At 71.5% G+C, this 20384-nt stretch carries 7 protein-coding genes; 3 read left to right on the forward strand and 4 right to left on the reverse strand.

Annotated features, from left to right (window positions below; translation table 11 throughout):
- Positions 1–4: 4 nt before the first annotated feature.
- Positions 5–781, reverse strand: coding sequence for an STAS domain-containing protein (locus AB0B91_RS20835; RefSeq protein ID WP_358321762.1), 777 nt, complete (start codon positions 779–781; stop codon positions 5–7).
- Entirely contained in the window at positions 771–1640 is an 870-nt protein-coding gene (locus AB0B91_RS20840; RefSeq protein WP_358321765.1) for an MEDS domain-containing protein, read from the reverse strand. Before AB0B91_RS20840 ends, AB0B91_RS20835 begins: the two co-directional genes overlap by 11 nt.
- Before the next feature lie 251 nt (positions 1641–1891).
- Here AB0B91_RS20840 and AB0B91_RS20845 point away from each other — a divergent pair, with 251 nt between their 5' ends.
- The 3 genes from AB0B91_RS20845 to AB0B91_RS20855 all read left to right on the forward strand — a co-directional run bounded on the left by AB0B91_RS20845 (position 1892) and on the right by AB0B91_RS20855 (position 5914).
- Positions 1892–2527 (forward strand): hypothetical protein, encoded by a 636-nt coding sequence (locus AB0B91_RS20845; RefSeq protein ID WP_358321768.1) that lies wholly within the window; start codon positions 1892–1894, stop codon positions 2525–2527.
- 73 nt (positions 2528–2600) lie between these two features.
- The gene (locus tag AB0B91_RS20850; protein ID WP_358321771.1) at positions 2601–3554 is read left to right on the forward strand and encodes an alpha/beta hydrolase; all 954 of its coding nucleotides are present in this window, start codon (positions 2601–2603) and stop codon (positions 3552–3554) included.
- 125 nt (positions 3555–3679) lie between these two features.
- Positions 3680–5914, forward strand: a complete 2235-nt coding sequence (locus tag AB0B91_RS20855; RefSeq protein WP_358321774.1) for an Orn/Lys/Arg decarboxylase N-terminal domain-containing protein — start codon at positions 3680–3682, stop codon at positions 5912–5914.
- On the opposite strand, the gene AB0B91_RS20860 is transcribed toward AB0B91_RS20855, so the two are convergent.
- Together AB0B91_RS20860 and AB0B91_RS20865 are read right to left on the reverse strand one after the other, a co-directional pair.
- On the reverse strand, positions 5915–15604 hold the full coding sequence (locus AB0B91_RS20860) for an amino acid adenylation domain-containing protein (protein WP_358321778.1): 9690 nt from the start codon (positions 15602–15604) through the stop codon (positions 5915–5917).
- A complete protein-coding gene (locus AB0B91_RS20865) occupies positions 15601–20310 on the reverse strand; it encodes an amino acid adenylation domain-containing protein (protein WP_358321780.1) in 4710 nt (1569 codons plus the stop codon). Before AB0B91_RS20865 ends, AB0B91_RS20860 begins: the two co-directional genes overlap by 4 nt.
- Positions 20311–20384 lie beyond the last annotated feature (74 nt).

The raw sequence follows: 20384 nt of genomic DNA on the forward strand, positions 1-20384 counted from the left end.
CTCGCTAGTCGCCAGGGTTCTCGTAGGTGAACGGGACGAAGCTGAGGGAGTCGAGACGTCCCTTGTAGTCGGTGGAGAGCCCAGCCAGGATCATGGTCGCGCCCGGCGTGGCGGCGACGTTCGCCTGCGAGGTGACCAGGGCGGTGATGCCGGTGGAGTCCCAGAACGTCATGCCGCTCAGGTCCAGGACGAGCCGGAGGGAGGTCGTGGTCGAGATCAGGGTCTGGACGGCGGCGATGACGTCGGAGGCGGTCCGCTGGTCGAGGTTCCCCGCCAGGCTCAGGGTGGTGCGGCCGTCGTGGTCGTGCCGGGTCAGCTGGAAGTCCGTATGGACGGGATGGGGAAGGGTGAAGCCGGCGGTGACGACGGTGCCGTCCGGGCCGCGGGTCACGGCGTGGAGGTCGCTCAGGCAGCGGGCCATCCACAGCCCGTGCCCGAACTCGTACGGCCATCCGGGAGTCTCTCGCTCCGGGGACGTGGCGTCGCCGTCGATGACCTCGCAGCGCAGCATGTCGTCCACGACACTCAGGCGCACCCATCCCCTGCCGGAGCCGTACAGGATGACGTTGCTGGCCAGCTCGTGCCCGATGAGCACCAGGTCCGCGCTCCGGCCCTCGGGCAGGCCGGCCCGGATCGCGTGCGCCTCCAGCGTCGCGCGCAGCGCGTACATCGACTCGCGGTCGAAGGGCTGCTCCAGGAGGGTCGCCGGCTCAACAGGCCGCTTCATGTCCCGCTGACCGTCCAGCCCGCCGGACGACGACGGCGGACGGCTAGCCATCATGAGCGGTCACCAAGCTGATCCCCGGCATCGCGGAAGCACCGAGCAGGAGGAATCGCGTGTGGGTCGCAGGGCTGCAGCGGAGTACGGCTCTGCGAGGTGTGGGCAGGCTACGGGCGGCATCTATGATCATACGAGCGCAATACAGGTCAATGAACGACAATTCCGTCATGTTAACGGTGATGTCGCCGTCAACCCGGATGCTTTCGCTCAAGGCCAGCCTGAGCGCGCCTTCGGCCGACCGATCGATCTGCCCGGCCAGCCGGATTCCCGGCGGCGCGTACTGGCGGCAGATACGCAGCAGCGCGTCGTGATGGTAGGTGGCCGCGGCGACCGTGCGGGTGTGATAGCCGGAGACCGAGGCGAGCGTGACCGGGTCGAAGCGTTCGCGGTCGTACTGGCACAGGACCGCGGCGCTGCCACCCGACAGCGTGGCCGCGATCTCCTCCTCGAAGGCCGGCAACTGCTCGATGCCGCTCACGGGCTGTAATGCCCAACTCATGTCGAGCGCCACGCGCAGTCCCGGATAGCCTTCGCGCGCCGTACGCGCTATCTGACCGTGCAACCACCGCGTGGCGTGCTCCACCGTGAACGCCTGCCCGTCCAGCAGCCCGTCCTGGCAGGCCATGACCTTCATGCGCCCGGCCGTCGTGGCCTCCTGCGCGACCACGCCCCGCCGTCCCAGCTCCGCCAGGCCGCGCGCCGGCTCCTCTGTCAGCCAGACGACGCGCTGACCCTCGGCCAGCCCATCCCGTACGAAGGCCGTGGTGAGGTCGAGCAGCTCCTCGTGCTCGCCGAACGTCAGGCAGGCATGATCGTTGATCGTCAGATCCGTGATCTGCGTTTCAGCTCCGACCGTCACCCATGCCACCTTCCCGATCGCGGCCACCTCCCGGAGCCCGCATCGCTGCGGAACTTAGAGTAGTGATCAACAGGCCGCGGGGCATCCCGACCCCGTGACCCGCCCTACAGGTGTGCCATCTGCCCAAGGGACACCGAGCCACACGTGATACGACGCCGCAGCTCAGCCAGGCCGTCCATGCCGAAGCGGCCGGCGGGTTAATGTCGGCCCGTGCATTCACTGTGTGAGAACGGGCGACCCAAGGGGGCGCTGTGAACACTTCCGCCGGCGACGGCTCAAGGGGGCAGGCGGCCTACCGGCGGTCGGCGGGGTCGCCGCGGGGCGAGGCCAGGCGCCGGGAACTCCTGGACCGCATCACCGATGACCTGGCGATCAACGGGCTCGTGGACTTCTCGCTGCGGCGTGCCGCGCGGGCGGCCGGGACCACGCACAAGGTCCTGCTCTACCACTTCGACGGAGCCGACGACCTGCTCAGACAGGCGATCATCAAGCTGCGCGAAAGACGCATCGGCAACGCGCTGGCCGCCACCACCCGCGAACCCGGCCGCCAGACGCTGGGGACTTGGGTGCGTACCGTGTGGCCCATCCTCATGACGGCGGAGTCGGGACTGCGAGTCCTCGATCAGGCCATCGGCCTGGCGATGTACGACCCCGGCCGCTATGGCTGGCTCGGCAGGGAGGCCTCACGGCAGTACCTGCCCACCCTGGTGTCCATCTGCCCGGCGGGCTGGCCGGAACAGCGCAAGATCGAGATCGCCGAGATGATCCTCGCGACGCTCCGGGGCTTCCTGGTGGAGTGGTCGACCAGCGGGGACACCTCGGGGATCTCCGCGGGGCTGGAGGCCCTGATCCGCGCGCTGGATCGGGAGGAGGCTGCCGGCGCATAGCCGCGCGTGGACAATTTGCGAACCAGGTGGTTCACTTTGCTCGAAGAGGGACGTCAACCACCTGGAGGTCGGCATGCGCATGTCCACGGAGCGGGAGAAGGTCCGCTTCACCAGCGGCGGCACCGAGTGCGTCGCCTGGCACTATCCGGGCGTCAACGGCGCCTGCGTGATCATGGCCGGTGGCGGCGGGGTGACCAAGGAGCCGGGCACCGACCCGTTCGCCAGGCGATTCCACGAAGCCGGCTACACGGTCCTCGCCTTCGACTACCGGCACCTCGGAGAGAGTGGCGGGCGGCCGCGCCAGATCGTGTCCGTCGGCCGGCAACTCGCCGACTGGCAGGCCGCGATCGCCTTCGCCGCGACCCTGCCGGGAGTCGACCCGGCCAGGCTCGCGATCTGGGGCTTCTCCCTGTCCGGCGGTCACGTCTTCCGCGTCGCCGCGCGCAACCCGCACCTGGCGGCGGCGATCGCCCAGACGCCGAACGCCGACGGGCCCGCCGCCGCGCGCGGCGCGGGGCGCCACCAGAGGCCGCTCACGCTGCTGCGCCTCACCGCCCTGAGCCTCCTCGACGCCATGGGCGCTTTGCTCGGCCGCCCGCCCCTGCTGGTGCCGCTCGCCGGCCGGCCGGGGACCCTGGCGCTCCTCACCACGCCGGACTCCGTCGACGGCGACCGGGCCCTCAACCCGGGCAACAGGTATCCCGGCTGGCGGCAGGCGATCGCCACCCGCTCCATGCTGGGTATCGCCTTGTACCGGCCCGGCCGCTTCGCCTCCCGGACCCGGAGTCCGCTGCTGGTCCTCGTGTGTGACCAGGATCAGAGCGCCCTTGCCGAGCCCGCCGCCGCGGCGGCGCGTCGAGCGCCCCGCGGCGAGCTCGTCCGGATGCCCGGTGGCCACTACGAGCCCTTCCTGGACGGGCACGAGCAGGCCGTCGACGCCGAGCTGTCCTTCCTGCGCCGCCACCTGCTCGATCATCGACCGGCGAACGGTCCCGCCGCCGCCACGTCCGCACGGCCCCGACCATGACGGAGATCGAGCTGTCGGAGTTCGTCCGGTGAGCTCGCGCCACTCCGATCCGGAGCACCCTGAGTGACGATCTACGACTCAGGGTAAGGGGCGGATCGACCAGTCCCCCCTGCCATGGAGTTCGCATGGAACGAACGGTCCTCGCCGCGGTCGCGGAACGCCCCGACGCCGACACGGCACTCGCCGAGCAGATCCGCCGCGTCAGCGCGGCCATGGACGACCTCGGCGTCCAGCTGCGCTGGACGCACCGCACGCAGGACGCGCTGGCGGTGATCGGCTCGGACGCCTCACTGGCCGGGATGCTGGCCGACTGGGACGCGCCGGGCGCCGATCAGGTGCTGGGCGCGGTCACCCAGCGCTTCCACGGCCTGCCGGTCTTCCTCATGACCGCCGAGCAGGAACTCCCCCTGTGGGTGTACGAGGTCATCCAGGGCTACGTGTTCCCCCTTGAGGACACCCCTGACTTCATCGCCGGCCGCATCGCGCACGCGACCGAGGCCTACACCGAGCGGATCCTGCCGCCGTTCTTCCGCGCGCTGCGCAAGCTGCAGGACCACCATCAGTACTCCTGGCACACCCCGGCGCACGCCGGCGGCGTCGCGTTCCTGAAGTCACCGGTCGGGCGGGCGTTCTTCGACTTCTACGGCGAGCGGCTGCTGCGCACCGACCTGTCCATCTCCGTGCCCGAGCTGGGCTCGCCGCTGGACCACACCGGACCGATCGGCGACGCCGAACGCAACGCCGCCCGCGTCTTCGGCGCCGACCGCACGTTCTTCGTGATGAACGGCAACGCCACCGCCAACCGCATCGTCGGCCACCACGCCATCGCCCGCGACGAGACCGCTCTGGTGGATCGCAACTGCCACAAGTCACTCCAGCACGCGCTGACCATCAGCGGCGCCCGCCCGGTCTACCTGGTGCCCGAACGCAACGGCCTCGGCCTGGCCGGTCCCATCCCGCCCGCCGAGCTGCGGGCCGACACCCTGCGCGCCCGCCTGTCCGGCCACCCTCTCGCGCGGACCGACCCGGCCTACGCCGTGATCACCAACTCCACCTATGACGGGCTCTGCTACGACGCCGTACGGGTCGCCGAGCTGCTGAGCGAGAGCGTTCCGCGCGTGCATTTCGACGAGGCGTGGTTCGCCTACGCCCGCTTCAACCCGCTGTACGCCCGCCGCTACGGCATGGCCGTGGACGAGCGGACGCTGCCGGGACCGGAGCGTCCCACCGTGTTCGCCACCCAGTCGACGCACAAGCTCCTGGCGGCCCTGTCGCAGTCGGCGATGCTGCACGTCCGGTCGGCCGGGCGTGCTCCGGTGGACTACGAGCGGCTCAATGAGACGTACCTGATGCACTGCTCCACCTCGCCGCTCTACCCGATGATCGCCTCGCTGGACGTGGCGGCGGGGATGATGGACGGCGCGTCCGGAGCGCACCTGACGGGCGAGGCCGTCATCGAGGCGGTCCGGTTCCGCCAGGCCATGGTCCGGCTGGCCGCCCGCATCCGGGAGGACGGCCGGCGGCCGGACTGGTACTTCGGCGTCTGGCAGCCCACGCACGTCACGGACCCCGGCACCGGCCTGCCCGTCTCCTTCGCCGACGCCGACCCCGTCCTGCTGAGCACCCATGCGGAGTGCTGGACGCTGGAGCCCGGCGCCGCCTGGCACGGCTTCCAGGGCCTGACCGACGGCTACTGCCTGCTCGACCCCATCAAGGTGACGATCACCTGCCCGGGGGCCGACGCCGCCGAAGGCACGCTCGACTGGGGCATCCCCGCCCGGATCGTCGCCACCTACCTGCGGCAGCGCGGCATCGTCGTGGAGAAGACCGGGGACCACACGCTGCTGGTGCTGTTCTCCATGGGCATCACCAAGGGCAAGTGGGGCACGCTGATCGACGCGCTCACCGACTTCAAGCGCGCCTATGACGACGACCTGCCCCTGGCCGAGGTGCTGCCGGGGTTCGGGCCGCCGGACACCACGCTGCGCCGCTTCTGCACCGACGTACACGACAAGCTCCGTGCCCTCGGGCTCGGCGCGCTCCTCGACCAGATCTTCACCACCCTGCCCGAACCGGTCCGCACCCCGGCCGACAGCTACCAGGCCCTGATCCGCTCACGCACGGAACGCGTCCCGCTCGCCGACCTGCCCGGCCGCGTCTCCGCCACCACCGTCGTCGTCACCCCGCCGGGCATCCCCATGCTGATGCCCGGAGAGGCGACCGGGCCCGCCGACGGCCCGCTGATGGCGTACCTGCACGCCTTGGAGGAGTTCGACCGCTCTTATCCCGACCTGGCCACCGACATCCACGGCGCGCACCGCGATGACGGCGGTCGCTACCACGTCGAGGTCGAACGCTGATCAAGGGACGAGCTGCTTGTCGGCCTCCCGCTGGATCAGGTCCTTGTCGGTGATGACCACGCCGTCGGGGATCGCGTCGGGCAGCTCGTCCTCCAGGTAGCGGACCGGCCGGTAGCGGAAGGCCGCCAGGCCGATCAGCACGGTCACCGCACCGGCGACCAGGGTGAGCAGCGCGATCCCCCGGCCCTGCGCGGCGCCGGCGATGGGGTTGAAGACCTGCTCGACCAGCGGTCCGGCCAGCAGGAAGCCCACCGGGACCAGGGCCCAGCTGAGCATCAGGTTGGTGGCGATGACCCGGCCCTGCAGGTCGAGCCCGACCTTCTGCTGCACGATGGCGAACCAGTGCGCGTTCAGCAGCGCGGTGAGCAGCCCGATGAAGAACAGCCCGATGGCGGGCAGCGCCGGGTGGGGGGCGATCCCGATGACGGCGAAGGCGACGCCCAGTGCCATGAAGCAGCCGAGGATGCCGTTGGTGCGGCGCGCCAGGCCGCCGGTGACCGTCATGATCACGCTGCCGACGACGAGCCCGATGCCGCTCATCGAGAGCGCTATGCCCAGGCCCCGGCTGTCGGTGAGGCTGAGCAGCAGCGGCGTGGCCAGAACCTCGACCATGGCGAAGGGGAGGTTCAGGAACGAGGTGAACAGGATGATCGCCAGCAGCCCGTGCCTGCGGGTGATGTAGCGCCAGCCGCCGGTCACCTCCTGCCAGAACGGCTCCTCCCGCTTCTTGAAGAGCGTGTCCGGGAAGCGGACCGCCAAGGTCACGGTGACCGCGAAGGCGAAGGTGGTCAGGTCGATCACGATGATGCCGGGCAGTCCGATGGCGGCCACGAGCGCGCCGCCCAGCAGCGGCGCCAGCACGGTCCCCGCCGCCGGTCCCAACTGGGCCAGGCCGCCGGCTCTGCCGTAATAGCGTTTGGGCACCAGCTGGGCGATGGCCGCCATGTAGGCGGGCTGGTGGAAGGCCGTCGACACCGCGCCGACGGCGACGATGACATAGACGTGCCAGAGCTGGAGCCCGCCCGTCCAGAGCAGGGCGGCCAGCGAGGCGGAGGCGCAACCCGCCGCCGAGTCGGCGGTGATCATGACGAGCCGGCGGTTCCAGCGATCCGCCACCGCTCCGGCGATCGGCGCCAGGACGACGGCGGGCAGCAGCGCCATGACCGAGACGATGGCGAACATCGAGATCGAACGCGTCTGCTGGTAGACCCACAGGCCCAGGCCGAACGTGGTCAGCCCGGTGCCGATCAGCGACACCAGCTGGCCGAGGGCCACCAGGAGGAACGTCTTCAGGCTGGCCTGCTGGTAGCGGGGTGGCAGCGGCGCCGCCGGCCGGTCGCCACCGCCGAGGATCTCGGCCAGTTCGGGCGCCTGGTGCTTCTGGAAGTAGTGCCCGGCCTTGGGGATGACCTCCAGCGACACCGTGTCGGAGAAGGCCTCCCATTCGCGGAAGCGCTCCTCGTGCAGCTCGGTGGCGCGGTCGTTCTCGCCGACCACGCATACCAGCGGCGCCGCCAGCTTCTTGATGGGCGCCTGGTAGAGGTCGGTGTAGTAGTCCTCGCCCTCCTGGGTGTCATGGAGGAAGACGCCCATGAGGAAGTCGCGCTCGTGAGGGTCCAGCGCTTCGGTGAAGAAGCCCATGGCCCGCAGGAACTCCAGCGCCTGCCGCTTGGAGGTCCACCGCTCCATCGGGAAGACCTTGCGGATCCAGGCGAAGGCCTTGCCCGGCAGCCGGGGCGCCGGGAAGTGCCCGCCGATGACCACCTTCTCCAGGCTGACGCCTTCCTCCTCCAGCCTGCGCGCCAGCTGGACGGTGAGCGCGCCGCCCATGCAGTGGCCGTAGAGCGCGAGGGGCCCGTCGACCTTCTCCTTGATCTCCTTGACGCAGCCCTCGACGAGCTCGTGGAAGGGCAGCACGGGCTCGCCGGGATTGCCGATCTCGTGGCCCGGCGGCTCCAGCGCGAGCATGGTGAGCTGCTCGGGCAGGGCCGCGGCCAACTGCTGGTACGTGATCGCGCCGCCGCCCGCGAACGGCACGCAGACCACGGTCAGCGAGGCCGCGGAGCGCGGAGGCGTCAGTTCATGCAAGAGACCGAAATTTCGGGATGATCCGTCGAGTGCGGCGAATGCTCGGATCGTCGGGTTCTTGAAGAGGTCCATCACGGTCGCCTGGATCCCCGAGTCCCGTACGGCACGCACCGCCTTGAAGGAGTCGCCGCCCAGCGCGAAGAAGTCGTCGTCGATCCCGATCCCCCGCACGCCCAGGATCGCCGACCAGAGCTCGGCCAGCTTGACCTCGGCGGGGGTCCGCGGTGCCATGCCCTCAGCGCGTACCTGGCCGACCGGCTCGGGCAGCGCCTTGCGGTCCACCTTGCCGTTGGGGGTGAGCGGCAGCGCGTCCAGTGTCACGAACGCCGAGGGGATCATGTAGTCGGGCAGTTTGCGCCGGAGGTATTCGCGCCAGTCGTGCTCGGCATCATGGACCAGGTAGGCGGCGATGCTCTTGGCCTCGTCCGAGCCGCGCACCACCACGGCCGCCTCGCGGACCGCCGGATGTGCCAGCAGGAGCGACTCGATCTCGCCCAGCTCGATCCGGTAACCGCGGACCTTCACCTGCTTGTCGGCCCGGCCGAGGAACTCGATCGAGCCGTCGGCCCGGCGGCGGGCCAGGTCACCGGTCCGGTACAGCCGGCGCCCGTCCCGCCAGGTGATGAAGCGCTCGGCCGTCAGCTCGGGCCGGCCGAGGTAGTCGCGGGCCAGTCCCGCCCCGCCGATGTAGAGCTCGCCGACCACGCCGGTGGGAACCAGCTGCATCGTGGCATCGAGCAGGTGGATCCGGGTGTTGGCGATCGGGTGGCCGATCGTGATCGGCCCGTCGGTGACCCGGGTGAGGGTGGACCAGATCGTGGTCTCGGTCGGTCCGTACAGGTTCCACAGTTCGGCCACCCGGCCGCGCAGGTCGGTGGCCAGGTCGGCGGGGAGTGCCTCGCCGCCGCAGAGCGCCTTCAGCTCCGGCTTGCCCTGCCATCCCGACGACAGCAGCAGCCGCCAGGTCGCCGGAGTGGCCTGCATGACCGTCGCGCCGTCCAGCAGGGCGGCCAGCCGTAGCGGGTCGTAGGCCGCCTCGCGGCTCGCGATCAGCACGTGGCCGCCGACCGTGAGCGGCAGGAACAGCTCGAGCACCGAGATGTCGAAGGCGAACGTGGTGACGGCCAGGAGCGTGTCCTGGCCGGTCAGGCCGGGCTCGCGGCTCATCGAGGTGAGGAAGTTGACCACCGAGGAGTGCTGGACACGCACGCCCTTGGGCCGGCCGGTGGAGCCGGAGGTGTACAGGACGTAGCAGGGGTTCTCCGGCACGGGTCGCCGTTCGGGGCTCTCGCCGGGGACGTGCCTGTCGCGCTCGTCGTCGGCGAGGATGAGTTCGCCCTGGTAGCCGGTGTAGCGGCCGGCCAGCTCGCGCTCGGTGACCAGGACGCCGAGGCCGGAGTCCTCCAGGATGTGGTCCTGGCGCTCCTGCGGGTACATCGGGTCGAGCGGCACGTACGCGCCGCCCGCCTTCAGCACGCCGAGCAGGGTGACCAGCATCGTGGCCGACCGCTCCATCGCGACGCCCAGCAGCGTCTCGGGCCCCACCCCCGCCGCCCGCAGGCGCCGGGCGACCCGGCCGGCCCGCTCGTCCAGCTCCCGGTACGTCAGCGAGACGCCCTCGAACGTGACGGCCACGGCGTCGGGCGTCCGGTCGACCTGGGCTTCCACCAGCTCGTGGATGCACAGGTCTGGCACCTCGACGTCCTGGACGTCCAGCTGCTCGGCCAGTTCTTCCCCGGTGAGGAAGCCCAGGTCGGACAGCGGGGTCTCGGGCGCCGCGACGATGGCGGAGAGCAGGCTCTCGTAGTGCCGCAGCAGCCGCCGGGCGGTGCCGGCGTCGTAGAGCGCGGTGTTGTACTCCAGCCTGCACAGCAGCTCGTCGCCCTGCTCGTCGACGTAGAGCACCAGGTCCACCTGGGCGGTGCCGGTCTCCACGGCCCGTTCCGTCACGGCCAGGCCGGTCAGGTCCAGGTCGCTCTTGGGCAGGTTGAGCAGGTTGAACAGCACCTGGAAGAGCGGATTGCGCGACAGGTCCCTGGGCGGGTTGAGCTCCTCCACCAGGCGTTCGAACGGCACGTCCTGATGGGCGTACGCGCCCAGGGCGTACGAGCGTACCTGCGCCAGGAGCTCCGTGTACGGCAGGGCGCCGTCCATCGTGGCCCGCATGACCAGGGTGTTGATGAAGCAGCCCGCGATGCCTTCGAGCTCGGGACGCGTGCGCCCGGCCACCGGCGAGCCGACGCAGATGTCCTCCTGGCCGCTGTAGCGGTACAGCAGCGTGTGGAGCGCGGCCAGCAGGGTCATGTAGAGCGTGGCGCCGCGCTCCTGACTCAGCTTCCGCACCCCCGAGGCCAGCTCCGTGGGGAGTACGTGGGTGGCGACGGCGCCCTCGAAGGTCTGCGTCGGCGGGCGCGGCCGGTCCGTGGGCAGGTCCAGGCTGTGCGGGATGCCGTGCAGCCGTTCCTTCCAGAAATCGAGGTCGGCGGCCTGCTCCCGCTGCCAGCGCGCGTAGTCGCGGTACCTGACCCGCGGCTCGGGGAGCGTCTCGCCGTTGTACAGCGCGGCCAGCTCGCTCCGCAGCAAGGTGATCGACCAGCCGTCCACGACGATGTGGTGGAAGGCGAGCGACAGGACGTGGTGGTCCGGGTCGAGCCGTAACAGCCGGGCTCGGAACAGCGGGCCGTGCGCCAGGTCGAAGGGCTGGGCCGCGGTCTCGCTCAGCGCCCGTTCGACGTCGTCGCAGTCCTCGATCGGCAGCGGCGTCTCCCCCGCGGGCAGCACCACCTGTACCGGCTCGCCGTCCGGGGCGTGGAAGACGGTCCGCAGCGATTCGTGCCGGCGCACCAGCTCGCGCAGGGCGCCGTGCAGCCGCTCCACGTCCAGCTCGCCCCGCAGGTCCAGCGCCGTGGCCACGGCGTAGGCGGCCGAGCCGTGCACCTGGTCGATGAACCACATGCGCCGCTGGATGAACGAGACGGGAGCCGGACCGGGCTCCTCGACGACCGGGATCACCTCGCGGGCGACCGCCGAAGCGATGGCCGGGGCGATGTCCGAGGCGATGTCCGGGGAAACCGCCGAGGCAATGGGTGGGATCACCTCGTGCCGGCCTGCCGAGGCGACGAGCGCCTGCTGGCCGGCCAGGGTGGGGTGGTCGAAGACCGCCTCGATGGGCAGGCCCAGGCGGGAGGCGAGCTGGGTGGCCACGAGGGAGTCGCCGCCCAGGTCGAAGAAGTCGTCCCGAGGGCCGGTGGGCGTGATGCCGAGCACATCCCGCCAGGCGGCGGCGACCACGTCGAGCGCCTGAACCGCGTCGGCCGTATGACCCCCCTGAACCGTGCCGGCCGCGTGGCTCGTCTGAACCCCCTGAGCTGTGTCGACCGCCACCGGCGCGATCTCGAAGCGCCGGGCGCGCGGCTCGATCCAGTAGCGGCGCCGCTCGAACGGATACGTGGGCAGGGACACCCGCCTGCCCGGCGGGCCGACCGCCGCCCAGTCGACGACGGCACCATTCACCCACAGCCGCCCGATGCCCTCCAGCAGGGCGGCCTGTCCGCTCTCCGGCTCGGCGAGCGGCGCGACCGTCGCCTGGCCGCCCTGACGGCGCACCAGCGTGCTCAGCGTCCGGCCCGGCCCCACCTCCACCACCGCGGCGTCGGCCGTCACCAACGCGCGGGCGCAGTCGGCGAACCGTACGGTTTCCCGCAGATGGCGTACCCAGTAGGCGGGGTCCTTGGTCTCGGCGCCGGACACCCAGCCGCCCGTGACGTTGGAGAGGTACGGCAGGTCGGGGGTGCCCAGCCGCACGGAGGCGACCTCGGCGGCGAAGGCGTCGAGCACCGGATCCAGCATGGCGGAGTGGAAGGCGTGTGAGGTGCGCAGCGTGCGGCAGGCGACGTCCTGGCGTATCAGCCGCTGCTCCAGTTCGGCGATGGCCTGCTCCGGGCCGGCCAGGACGCACAGCTCGGGGGTGTTGACCGCCGCCAGGGAGATGTCCTCGCCGAGCAGGTGGCGTACCTCGGACTCGGGCAGCGGCACGGCCAGCATCGAACCGGGGGGCAGGCTCTGCACCAGGCGGCCGCGCGCGGCGACCAGGCGCAGGGCGTCCTCCAGGGTGAGGACGCCGGCCAGGCAGGCGGCGACGTACTCGCCGATACTGTGCCCGGCCATCATCGCCGGGCGGACCCCGCGCTCGATCAGCGTGCGGGCGAGCGCGTACTCCGTGACGAAGAGCGCGGGCTGGGTGAGCCAGGTCTGGTCGAGATCGCCGGCCTCGCCGTACATGACCTGGCGCAGGTCGAGGTCGAGGTACGACGTGAGGATGGTGGAGCAGTCGTCGACGGCGGCGCGGAAGGCGCCCTCCGACCGGTACAGGCCCGCGCCCATCCCCCGGCGTTGCGCGCCCTGGCCGGGAAAGACGAAGGCGACCTCGCGGGGGTGTGACTCGTCGCCCGTGATGAACTCGGCGTCCGGTGCCGACCGGCGGTCCTCGGCGACCAGGATGCCGCGGTGGCGCAACTGGCGGCGGCCGTGCCGGAGGGTGGCGGCGACGTCGTCCAGGTCCGTACCCGGACGCGCGCGCAGGTGGGCGCGGAGCCGGACGGCCATGTCCGCCAGCGCCGGCTCACTGGCGGCCGACAGGATGAGCAGGTGCGGGCCGGTCACCGGTGGGGCTGAGAGCTGTCCGGTCGCCGATGGGACAGCGGCCTGGCCGGCCGTCAGTGGAGCGAGAACCTGGCCGGGCGCCGGTGGGGCGGCGGGGGGTTCGGGTGCTTCCTCCAGGATGACGTGGGCGTTGGTGCCGCCCATTCCGAAGGCGCTGACGCCCGCCCTTCGCGGTTCCGGGCCTTGGGGCCAGTCCGCGCCGGTCGTGGGGACGTAGAACGGGCTGAAGTCGATGCGCGGGTTGGGCGTCGTGAAGTTGGCCGAAGGCGGCAGGGTGCGGTGCTTGAGCGCCAGCACGGTCTTGATCAGCCCGGACATCCCGGCGGCGGCGTCGGCGTGGCCGATGTTGGACTTGACCGAGCCCAGCGCGATGCGCCGGTTCCCGGTGAAGACCTGGGAGAGCGCCGCGACCTCGATGGGATCGCCGAGCGCGGTGCCCGTGCCGTGCGCCTCGATGTAGCCGATCGTGCCGGGGTCGACGCCGGCCGAGGCCAGGGCCGCGGTGATGACCTCGGCCTGGCCGTCCACGGCGGGCGCGGTGTAGCCGACCTTCCTGGTGCCGTCGTTGTTGACCGCGGAGCCACGTACAACGGCGTGGATGGTGTCGCCCGCGGCGATGGCTTCCTCCAGCCGCTTGAGCACGACGATGCCGACGCCGCTGGCGCCGATCGTGCCCCGGGCCTCGGCGTCGAAGGGACGGCAGTGGCCGTCCGGCGAGCCGATGCCGCCGCTCTGGTAGAGGTAGCCGCGGCGGGTCCAGGCGTTGACCCGCACGGCGCCGGCCAGCGCGAGGTCGCAGTCGCCGGCGAGCAGGCTCTGCCTGGCCAGGTGGAGCGCGACCAGCGAGGTGGAGCAGGCGGTGTTGACGCTGACGCTCGGCCCGCGCAGGTCGAGCTTGTAGGAGGTCCGGGTGGGCAGGGAGTCCTTGTCGTTGCCGAGCATGACCTGGTACTCGCCCACCGCCTTGAGCACGTCGGGCGCGGCCAGCAGGTTCTCGATGAGGTAACTGCTCATCGCCGAGCCGGCGAAGACACCGATCTGCCCCGGATGGCGGGCGGGGTCGCAGCCCGCGTCCTCCAGCGCCTCCCAGGCGGTCTCCAGGAACAGGCGCTGCTGCGGGTCGAGGATCTCGGCCTCGCGCGGGGTGAACTCGAACAGCGTGGCGTCGAACAGGTCGATGCCGTCCAGCACGGTCCCCGACCTGACATAGGCGGGGTCGGCCAGCAGTTCGGGGTTCTCGCCGTCGGCGAGCAGTTCCTCGTCGGTGAAGTCCTGGACGGCTTCCACGCCGTCGCGGATCGCCGTCCAGAACTCCTCGGGCCCCGTGGCGCCGGGGAAGCGGCAGGCCATGCCGACGATGGCGAGCCCGCCGCCGGCGGCGGGCGCGGTGGCCGGGACCGCCTTCGGCGCGGGACCGTCGGAGGTGAGGCCGTCGGAGGTGAGGCTGTCGGAGCTGAGGAAGGCCGTCAGCGAGGCGATCGTCGGGTACCTGAACAGGTCGGTGACCGTCAGGCTGAACCGCTTGCGCAGGCGCTCGTGCACCTGCAGGACCAGCAGCGAGTGGCCGCCGACCTCGAAGAAGTTGTCGCCGGGGCCGAAGGCGCCGGTGCCCAGTGCCTCGCGCCAGGCCCGGGTGACGATCTGGGAGATCTCGTGGCGCGGCAGCTCCCCGGACGCCTCGTCCCCGCCGACCGCCGCGGCCAGCACCTGCTGGAGGTCGGCCACCAGGCCGCGGATCGTCTCCGCGTGGAACAGGTCCGTGTTGTACTCGACGAGCCCGTCCAGGCTCTCGCGGACGCCCACGGTCAGGTCGAACTTGGCCGTACGCTCGGGGATCTCCACGGGGGTGACCGTCAGGCCGGCCAGCTCCAACGTCCCTGTGGCCGCGGGCAGCATGGCGAACATCGTCTGGAACACCGGGCTACGGTCCAGGCGACGCTCCGGGTTGAGCTCCTCCACCAGCCGTTCGAACGGCATCCCCTGGTGGTCGTGGGCGTCGAGCACCGCCTCCTTGACCCGCTCGACCACCTCGGACAACGACGGCTCGCCCGACAGGTCGGCGCGGATGGCCAGGGTGTTGGTGAAGAACCCGATCAGGCCCTCGAACTCGATCCGGTCCCGGTTGGCGATGGGCGTGCCCACCACCAGGTCCCGCCGGCCGGAGCGCCGGGCGAGCACCACCAGGTAGGCCGCGAACAGCACCATGTACGGCGTGGCGCCCAGGCTTCGGCAGTACGCCTGGAAGTCCGCGCGCGGGAGGCCGAGGGTGAAGGGCAGCTCGGCGCCCGCGTACGTCTGGACGGCCGGCCGGGGCAGATCCGTCGGCAGCTCGGTGAACGGCGGCGCCCCCGCCAGTTTCTCGCGCCAGTAGTCCAGATCCTGGCCGTAGTCGTTCTCCCGCTGCCAGATCGCGTAGTCGGGGTACTGCTGGGACAGCGCCGGCAGCTCCTGGCCATGGTAGAGCGCGCTCAGTTCCCGGCGCAGCACATCCAGCGACCAGGCGTCGGCGACGATGTGGTGGAGCATGAGGTGCAGGACGTGCCGCTCCGCGTCTTCGCGCAGCAGGCAGGCGCGGATGAGCGGGCCGGTGGTCAGGTCCATCGGCGCGTCGTCCTCGGCGTCCGCCAGGTCGAGCGTCAGCGAGTCGGCCACGATCTGGTACGGGCCGTCCTCGTCCATGGCGAACGTGGTGCGCAGGCTCTCATGCCTGGCCACCAGGGCGTTCAGCGCACGGTGCAGCGCTTCGCGGTCGAGCGGTCCCTCGATGCGGAAGGCGAGCGGTATCAGGTAGTGCGCGGCGCCTGGCGCGATCTTGTCCAGGTACCAGGCGCGATGCTGGGCGAAGGACATCGGCAGCCGGTCGGGCCTGGAGCGCCCGGCCTGCTGTTTCTTCTTGCGTAACGCGTCCAGGAGCTGGCGCTGCTGGGCTGACAGGCTCATTGCCCGCCCTCCATCGACCGCAGCAGAGCCTCGGCCTCTTCGTCGGAATATGCTGCGACCATCAGATAGATCTCGGCGGCCGCCTCCACGTCCGGTGACGTGAGCCGCGCGCCCAGCTCGGCGACGGTCGGGTGGGCGAAGAGCGTCCGCAGGGGCACGGGCACCTCCAGCGCCTCGCGTAGTCGGGAGGCGATCTGGGTCGCGTTGAGCGAGTTGCCACCCAGCTCGAAGAGGTTGTCGTGCCGCCCGACCGGGCTGCCCAGCACCTCCTGCCAGATGACGGCGATGGCCTGCTCCACCGGGGTGGCCGGGGCCGTGACGGTCCGCGCGCTCCGGCCGGGGGCCGGCAGGGCCTGCCGGTCCACCTTGCCCGAAGGGTTCACCGGCAAGGATTCCAGCGCGACGAACGTGCTCGGCACCATGTACTCGGGCAGCCGCTCGGCCAGGTAGGCGCGCAGAACCGGGGTCCAGTCGGTGGCGCTGTCGGCGGCCACGTAGGCCACCAGCCCGCCGTCCCTGGCCATGACGAACGCCTCACGCACGGCGGGATGCCCGGACAGCACCGCGGCGATCTCGCCGGGCTCGACCCGGTAACCGCGGATCTTGACCTGATCGTCCACGCGGCCCAGGAACTCGATCTCCCCCGCTTCGTTGCGGCGGGCCAGGTCCCCGGTCCGGTAGAGCCTGCGCCCGTCCCGCCAGGTGATGAACCGTTCCCGCGTCAGCTCGGGCTGGCCGTGGTAGCCCCTGGCCAGGCAGGCGCCGCCGAGGTGGAGCTCGCCGGGGACGCCGTCGGGCGCCTCGTGGCCCAGGCGGTTGAGTATCGGCGTCTGGATGCCGGTGACCGGCTTGCCGATGGGTGGCAGCCGCGGCCAGTCCGCCGGTGGGCCGGTGAGCGTGTGGGCGAGGTCGATGATCGCGCCCTCGGTCGGCCCGTACTGGTTGTGGAGCGTCATCCACGGCTTGATGAACCGTTCGAGCTGCGGGGTGACCTGGAGCTGCTCGCCCGCGGTGATCACCTCGCGCAGCGTGGCGGGCGGTTCGAGCCCGGCGCCGGCCAGCGACTGCAGCGCCACGAAGGGGAGGAAGATCCGCTCCACCCGGTTCCGGGCGATGTGGTCGAGCAGGGCGGCCGGGTCGCGCCGCACCTCGTCGCTGACCATGACCAGCGTCCCGCCGTACGCCCAGGTGCTGAACATCTCCTGCACGGAGACGTCAAAGCCGAGCGCGGTGAACTGCAGGCTCCGGTAGGCGCCGCTGTGCCAGGCGATGAGGTTGGCGACCGGGCGGTGCGGCATCGCCACGCCCTTGGGCCGGCCGGTCGAGCCCGAGGTGAACAGGATGTAGGCCAGGTTGTCGGCCGTGACGCCGCTGTCCGGGCGGTGTTCCGGCCGGCCGTCGAGGTCGGTGTCGACGTGGACGGGCCGCTCGTGCGGCAGGCTGCCGGCCAGCGCCCGGTGCGTCACCAGGACCAGGGTGTCGACCCGGTCGAGCACCTGGGTGAGGCGTCCCTGGGGGTAGGAGGGGTCGAGCGGCACGTAGGCGCCGCCCGACTTCAGGATCCCCAGCAGCGCCACGGGCAGGTCGAGTGAGCGCCGCACGTGCAGGGCGACCGGCACCTCCGGGCCCACCCCCAGCTCGCGCAGCAGGTGAGCCAGCCTGTTGGCCCGCCGGTCGAGCTCGGCGTAGGTGAGGGCGGCGCCGTCGAACTCGACGGCGACCGCGTCCGGTGTTCTGTCCGCCTGCTGTTCGAAGAGCCGGTGAAGGCACTGGTCGGGACCGTGACCGGCGGGCTCGTGCCGCTGGGCGAGCAGTGTGGAGATCGGCGCGGCCGGGTCGGCCGCCACCTGCTCCAGGACGCGCACGTAGTGTCCCAGCAGCCGCTCCGCGCCGGCGCGCTCGAACAGGTCGGTGGCGAACTCCAGGCTCATCTCCTGCCCTTCGGCGTAGAGCACCAGGTCGGCCTTGGCGCCGCCGTTCTCCACCTCCTCGAGCATCCGGAAGGTCACGCCATCGGCCCGCTTGGCGTCCGGCGGCTCCTGCATCGCGAACATCACGTCGAAGGGCGGCCGGCCGTCGGGACAGAGCTCCCGCACGATCTCCTCAAGCGGCACGTCCGTCGGCGTGGCCAGGACCGTCGCCCGCACCTGTGAGAGCAGGCGCTCGAAGGAGGGGTCGCCCGCCAGGCCGGTCCTGATCGGCAGCGTCTCCACGAAAAAGCCGATCATGGAGTCGGCGCCCGGCGCCTCCCTGCCGGAGAACGGCACGCCCGTCACGATGTCGTCCTGGCCGCTGTAGCGGTGCAGCAGCGCCTGGAAGGCGGCGAACAGCACCATGAACGGGCTCGCCTGAGCGCGCCTGCCCAGCGTCTCCACCTCGGCGAGCAGCCCGTCCGGCAGCGTGGCCCGGACCCGGGAACCGCGCCGGAGCGGCCCCGTCGATCCGGGGCGGTCGGCGGGCAGCCCCAGCCGTTCGGGCGGCGCCTCCAGGGCCTGCTTCCAGTACAGCAGGCGGTCGAGATCCAGCGTGCGCCGGTACGCCCCGACCGGCGAGGGCAGGCTCTCCCCCGCGTAGAGCCGCGCCAGCTCGTCCAGGAAGACCCCGGCCGACCAGCCGTCGAAGGCGATGTGGTGGACGGTCACCAGCAGCCGGTGCCGGTCGTCGGCGAGCCGGAGCAGCAGCGCCCGCAGCACAGGACCGTTGCGCAGGTCGAAGGGGTCGCGGGCGGCGTGCTTGGCCAGCGCGTCCGCGCCACGCGGGGTGGCGTCCACGACCTTCAGCTGTACGAGCCGCGTCGGCTCGACCACGGGCACCGGCTCGCCGTCGTGCTCTTCGTAGCGGGTACGCAAGGGTGGGTGCCTGCGGACGATCTCGTTGATCGCGTTCTCCAGCCGCCCGGCGTCGAGGGGGCCGTCGAGGGCGAACAGGATGGGCACGTTGTACTGCGCGCCGGGCGCCACCTGGTCGATGAACCAGAGCCGGCGCTGCGCCGGCGTCAGGCCGCCCTCGGCCGGGGTCGCCGCCGTCGCCTCCGGCAGGCCGTCGATCGCCCGGGCGAGCGCGGCGAGCGTGGGGTGTTCGAACAGCATCCGGGGCTCGACCGGCTTGCCCAGCCTTTCGCAGGCGCGGGCGGCGATACGCATCGCCAGCAGCGACTGGCCGCCCAGTGCCAGGAAGTCGTCGTCGGCGCCGATCGGCCCGGCATCGAGGACGTCCTGCCAGAGCTCGGCGAGCAGCAGCTCGGTGGCGGTGCCGGGCGGCGTGATCGAGCGGGGCTCGCGGACCGGGTCGGGCAGGGCGGCACGATCCACCTTGCCGTTGCCGGTCAGCGGTAACTCGTCCAGGAAGACCCAGGCGGTGGGGATCATGTAGTCGGGCAGGAACCTGCGGAGGTGGGCGTGCGCTTCCTGCTCGGTCGCCGTGCCCACGATGTAGGCGACCAGTTCGTGGCCGCGCAGCGCGGTGGTGGCGGCCCGGACCCGCGGGTGACGGCCGAGCACGGTCTCGATCTCGCCGAGCTCCACCCGGTTGCCGCGGATCTTGACCTGGTCGTCGAGCCGCCCCAGGAACTCGATGACCCCGTCGGACCGCCGCCTGGCCAGGTCACCTGTGCGGTAGAGCAGCCGCCCGTCCTGGTCGCGGACGAAGCGCTCGGCCGTCAGGTCGGGCCGGTCGAGGTAGCCCAGGCCGACGCACACGCCGCCGAGGTACATCTCGCCCTCCTCGACCGGCCGCATCGCCTCGTCCAGGAGGTGGACGGTGACGCCGGGCAGCGGCGTGCCGAGCGCGGGCGGGCGGCTCTGGCCGTCGTAGACCGGCACCTCGCCGGCGATCGCGTTGACGGCGCATTCTGCCGGGCCGTACAGGTTGATCAGCCGGAAGGGCAGCTCGGGTCTCGGGTAGGTGGTGAGCCGGTCGCCGCCGGTGCTCAGTGTCGCGAGCTTGGTCTCCGCCGGCCAGGACAGGCCGAGCAGGCCCTCGGCGATGGGAGTGGGCGCGTAGCAGGTGGTCAGCTCCTGCTCCACGATCCAGTCGCGTAAGGCGGGCAGGGAGAGCCTGGTCCGCTCGCTGGGGATGACCATCGTGGTGCCCGCGGTCAGGTACGTCCAGATCTCCCACACCGACGGGTCGAAGTTGGGGCTGGTGACCAGCGGGGCACGGCCGCCCAGCCCGAAGGTCTCGTGCGACCAGCTGATCAGGTTGGTCAGCGCGCGGTGCGGGACGAGCACGCCCTTGGGCGTCCCCGTGGAGCCGGAGGTGTGGATGAGGTAGGCGGGCTCGCCGGGCTCGACGTGGGGCGGGGGTGACGCATCCGCCTCGGCGGGCGTGTCGATCACCGGGATGCCGTCGGGGACCAGGGATCTCCACTCCGGCGCCGTGACGACGGCCGTGGCTCCCGCCAGCATGGCGTGGATCCGCTCCGCGGGCGTGGCCGGGTCGATCGGGGCGAAGGCGAGGCCCGCCTTCATGGCACCGAGCTGACCCGCGATCAGCCGGATCGAGCGGCCCGCGAGCACGGCCACCCAGCGCTGCTCGTTCATCGGGAGATGACGCAGCTCAGCGGCGATGCCGTTCGCGAGGCGATCCAGCTCCCGGTAGGTGAGTTGATCTTGACCGGCCGCGACGGCGACCCTTTCTGGGGCCGCGCTCAGCTGATCTTGATAGAGGTGCAGAACAGATTCCAGGGGTGATCCACCCGCTGCCATTGCCGCCCCCGCCGATTGAGTTTTTTCGCACGTTTTGCGCGCGCCGCGGATCAGAATGACCTGGTCGCCAGATG

The sequence above is a fragment of the Nonomuraea sp. NPDC049141 genome (genome assembly GCF_040648415.1).
GTDB lineage: Bacteria > Actinomycetota > Actinomycetes > Streptosporangiales > Streptosporangiaceae > Nonomuraea.